This window comes from Spirulina sp. 06S082, assembly GCF_034932145.1.
Lineage (GTDB): Bacteria > Cyanobacteriota > Cyanobacteriia > Cyanobacteriales > Spirulinaceae > CCY15215.
Window position 1 is genome coordinate 1 of sequence record NZ_JAYGHV010000457.1, and the last position, 3,881, is coordinate 3,881.

At 45.4% G+C, this 3,881-nt stretch carries 6 protein-coding genes; 5 read left to right on the plus strand and 1 reads right to left on the minus strand.

What is annotated here, in order from left to right:
• The 5 genes from VB714_RS26815 to VB714_RS26835 form a co-directional block, all read left to right on the plus strand.
• The coding region (locus tag VB714_RS26815) for an ATP-dependent Clp protease ATP-binding subunit (RefSeq protein WP_323228360.1) at positions 1–1,932 on the plus strand (1,932 nt) is incomplete at its 5' end.
• Between the two features lies 1 nt (position 1,933).
• A complete protein-coding gene (locus VB714_RS26820) occupies positions 1,934–2,677 on the plus strand; it encodes a DUF554 domain-containing protein (RefSeq protein ID WP_323228361.1) in 744 nt (247 codons plus the stop codon).
• A 10-nt stretch (positions 2,678–2,687) separates the two neighbouring features.
• Positions 2,688–2,828 carry a hypothetical protein gene (locus VB714_RS26825; protein WP_323228363.1) on the plus strand — a complete coding sequence of 47 codons (141 nt, stop codon included), beginning with the start codon at positions 2,688–2,690 and terminating at the stop codon, positions 2,826–2,828.
• Complete coding sequence (locus VB714_RS26830; protein ID WP_323228364.1) at positions 2,806–3,159, plus strand: DUF433 domain-containing protein; 354 nt, start codon at positions 2,806–2,808, stop codon at positions 3,157–3,159. The genes VB714_RS26825 and VB714_RS26830 overlap by 23 nt, the downstream gene beginning before the upstream one ends.
• Positions 3,134–3,517, plus strand: a complete 384-nt coding sequence (locus VB714_RS26835; protein WP_348539846.1) for a DUF5615 family PIN-like protein — start codon at positions 3,134–3,136, stop codon at positions 3,515–3,517. The genes VB714_RS26830 and VB714_RS26835 overlap by 26 nt, the downstream gene beginning before the upstream one ends.
• Positions 3,518–3,577: 60 nt before the next feature.
• Here VB714_RS26835 and VB714_RS26840 read toward each other — a convergent pair whose 3' ends face one another.
• The gene (locus tag VB714_RS26840; protein WP_323228365.1) at positions 3,578–3,769 is read right to left on the minus strand and encodes a hypothetical protein; all 192 of its coding nucleotides are present in this window, start codon (positions 3,767–3,769) and stop codon (positions 3,578–3,580) included.
• Positions 3,770–3,881 lie beyond the last annotated feature (112 nt).

The following is a 3,881-nucleotide window of genomic DNA, read 5'->3' on the forward strand; positions in this document are numbered from 1 at the left end:
CTCGAGCGACGTTTTCAACAAGTATATGTGCGTCAACCTGGAGTTGAAGATACTATCTCTATTTTGCGGGGTCTAAAAGAACGCTACGAGGTCCACCACGGGGTGAAAATCACCGATTCTGCCCTGGTTGCCGCCGCGACCCTATCCAACCGCTATATTAGCGATCGCTTCCTTCCCGATAAGGCGATCGACCTCGTAGACGAAGCGGCGGCCAGGCTAAAAATGGAAATTACTTCCAAACCTCTTGAATTAGAAGCGATCGATCGCCGTTTGATGCAGTTACAAATGGAAAAACTCTCTATTGAGGGAGAAAATGAGCGCGGTAGTAGTAGTGTTTCCCAGGATCGCATCGATCGCATTATCCAAGAAATTCAAGAACTGGAGCAAAAACAAACAGGATTATCCTCCCAGTGGAATGCAGAGAAACAAATGTTAGAGGAGATTAATACTCTCAAAGAACGAGAAGATAAATTAAGGGTACAAATCGATCGCGCCCTGCGGGACCTCGACCAAAACCGCGCCTATCAGTTGAAATACGAACGAGAACAATTACAGGGCGATCGGGAGGCAAAAGAGGCGGCATTTTTGGTCAGACAGTCCCAAGGAGAAGCCTTATTGCGTGAGGAGGTCACAGAAGGGGATATCGCCGAAGTAGTGGCGCGGTGGACGGGGATCCCCGTTAATCGTCTTTTGGAGTCGGAACGGCAAAAATTACTGCAACTGGAAGGCTATTTACACGAGAAGGTGATCGGGCAAGATCAAGCAGTATCGGCGGTATCGGCGGCCATTCGTCGCGCTCGGGCGGGGATGAAAGATCCCAATCGTCCCATCGGCTCGTTTATGTTCCTCGGACCTACAGGAGTGGGGAAAACGGAATTAGCCAGAACTTTGGCACAATGTCTCTTTGATAGCGAAGAAGCAATGGTGCGTCTCGATATGTCGGAATACATGGAGAAACACACGGTTTCCCGTTTGGTGGGGGCTCCTCCGGGGTATATCGGCTATGAGGAAGGGGGACAACTAACGGAAGCCGTGCGCCGTCGTCCCTATTCTGTGGTTTTATTGGATGAGGTGGAGAAGGCACACCGGGATATTTTTAATATTTTGCTGCAAATCTTGGATGATGGGCGAGTGACGGACTCTCAGGGGCGATTGGTGGATTTTCGCAATACAGTGATTGTGATGACCAGTAATATCGGCAGTAATTATCTCCTGGAAGAGTTGAAAGGAAAAGCCAAACCGAAGCCAATGAAGGGCATTGAAGCACGTTTGCAACAGCGTATTAGTGAAAGAATTGCGATCGCTTTACAAGAGGAAACTACCGACTGGATTGAGGATTTATGGAATAATTTGATTAAAGTGCGATCGCCAGATATTTCCCTATCTGATTTTCGTTTATTAATTCGGGAAACCTTCCAAGAAACGGAAATTGATTGGTTAAAACAGGCGGTTTCCCAAGCAGAGAATATTGTAGAACCGCCGCCAAGAGAGCTAAAAGAGGCGATCGCCATAGGAATTCGCGAAGCCTTACAAATGTTGCAAGAACCGAAAGAAACTGTTTCCGTGACAGATTTAGTTTTAGAGGCATTAAGCAATCATTTTCGCCCAGAATTTCTCAATCGTATTGATGAAACCATTGTTTTTACACCTCTGAAACGAGAAGAATTACGGCAAATTGTCGATATTCAATTGCGACGTTTGCAAACATTAATGGAGGAACAACAAATTACGTTAGAATTAACCGACGCGGCGCGAGATTATTTGGTCGAAGTGGGTTACGATCCTGTCTATGGGGCGCGACCTTTAAAACGTGCTATTCAACGGGAGTTAGAAAACCCAATGGCGACGAAAATTTTAGAAAATGCCTTTGGGGAAGGGGACACTGCGATCGCGGACTGTCAAAATGGTGTTCTAACTATCGATCGCCGCTAACATGAATTTAGACTTCTGGACGCGCACGAGTGGGACATGGATTAACATTATTGCTATTCTTGTCGGGACAACCTTCGGGCTATTGCTGCAAAACCGCCTACCCCAAAAAATGCAGCAAATTCTCACACAAGCTCTCGGACTCCTCACGATTTGGATCGGTGTAACCATGGCCGACAGTCTCAATCAAGCACAAGGCGGCAAAATTGATGGTATTATTCTCGGTTTACTAGCTCTCACTATGGGGGGGATTCTCGGAGAAGCCCTGCAAATCGAAGATCGCCTCGCTGCGATCGGGGACTGGTTGCAAAGGAGATTTCGCAGTAAAGGTCGCTTTACCGAAGGTTTCGTCGCCAGTAGCTTACTCTTCTGTGTTGGCTCTCTTGCGGTCCTCGGTAGCCTCAATAATGGTTTAACTGGAGATAATACCCTCCTCGTCCTCAAAGCCGTCATGGATGCGATCGCCTCTATTGCTTTGACCAGTAGTTATGGCATCGGGGTTGGTTTCTCTACTCTTAGCATACTCCTTTATCAAGGCAGTATTTCCCTCGCAGCCGGAAGTTTGGCTAATTTCATCCCCGATCCTCAAACCGATCCTCGTATCTTCCTTGTCACTGGAGTGGGGGGTTTAACGATTCTCGGCTTAGGTTTAAACCTGTTAGAAGTCACTCGCATTCGCATTGCTTCCTTTCTACCGGCGATCGCTCTTGCTCCTTTCATTTACTGGTTAGGCGATCGTTTGAGTTAAAATAAACCCTTTGATTATAGCATATTGGCTGGGCGATCGCATTTTTCAACAAAGCAGTTTTGGAAGTGCGATCGCCTGGCACGGTTTTGTTATAATAGTGGAAGGAAGGCGATCGCTGGAGAAGGACAATGCAGCTAGAAGACTATTTTGATTTTCAACGTCCCGATGATATTCGTCTCAAAGGGACGAGAGTGGGAATTGAAAACATTCTCTATGAGTATATCTATCACAGTCGGACTCCTGAAGAAATCGTGAATTGCTTTTCTACGATTACTTTAGAGCAAGTTTATGCAACAATACTTTATTATTTTCAAAATAAAGAAACCGTAGGCAAATATATTGCTGATTGGTTAGAATGGGGACACCAAGAACGTAAAGCACAAGAACTTAATCCTACACCGACGATGCTACGCTTGCGGAAATTGAGAGCAGAACAAGAAGCAAAGACAAAAGAAAATAATGCTGAGTTATCTGCTAGATGAGAATATGAACCCAATTTATACAGCGCAGTTGCGACGGCGACACCCCGATCTAATGGTTTGGGAAATTGGTGAATTGCCCGCACCTCCAAAAGGAACTCTCGATCCTGAAATATTGCTTTGGTGTGAAGAATATAACTTTATTCTGGTCACGAATAATCGCACTTCAATGCCTGTTCATTTAGCCGAACACCTCGATCGCAATCGTCACATTCCGGGAATTTTTATCTTGAATCCCAAATTAACAATTGGTCAAAATATTGATGAACTCATTTTCCTTGCTTTTGCCTCGTTTAGAGACGAATATCGCGATCGCATTGTTCATCTTCCTCAGAGTTATTCTCTCTCAGAATTTGTTTGAAGGTGCGATCGCATTTTTCAAGAAAGCAGTTTGGGAAGCGCGATCGCTAGATTTCAATTCCTAAAAATCCCACGTTTCTGGGTCGCCTTCGGGGAGTTTTAAGTTGAGAATGGGTGCATAGCGTTGGAGGGTTTTGAGGATGGTTTGTCGGGGTTTTTCGAGGCGATAGGCTGCATGAACGATATGGGATGAGTCTACTTCTCTTTCTAACCAAGGAAGAAAAACAATGTCTCCACCCTTGAGGGGTGACAAGCAAGCTATAAAGCCGATTTTATAAGGGTTAGAGCGTGCAGTCCTTTCTGAAAATAGAGACGCTTATGAGATTTAAGATTCATCAAAAGAGTGGCAAGGTCTGACCAAAGTT

Coding starts and splice junctions, on each gene's coding strand:
- VB714_RS26820 (WP_323228361.1), top strand. CDS start 1,934: ATGAATTTAGACTTCTGGACGCGCACGAGTGGGACATGGATTAACATT.
- VB714_RS26830 (WP_323228364.1), top strand. CDS start 2,806: ATGCAGCTAGAAGACTATTTTGATTTTCAACGTCCCGATGATATTCGT.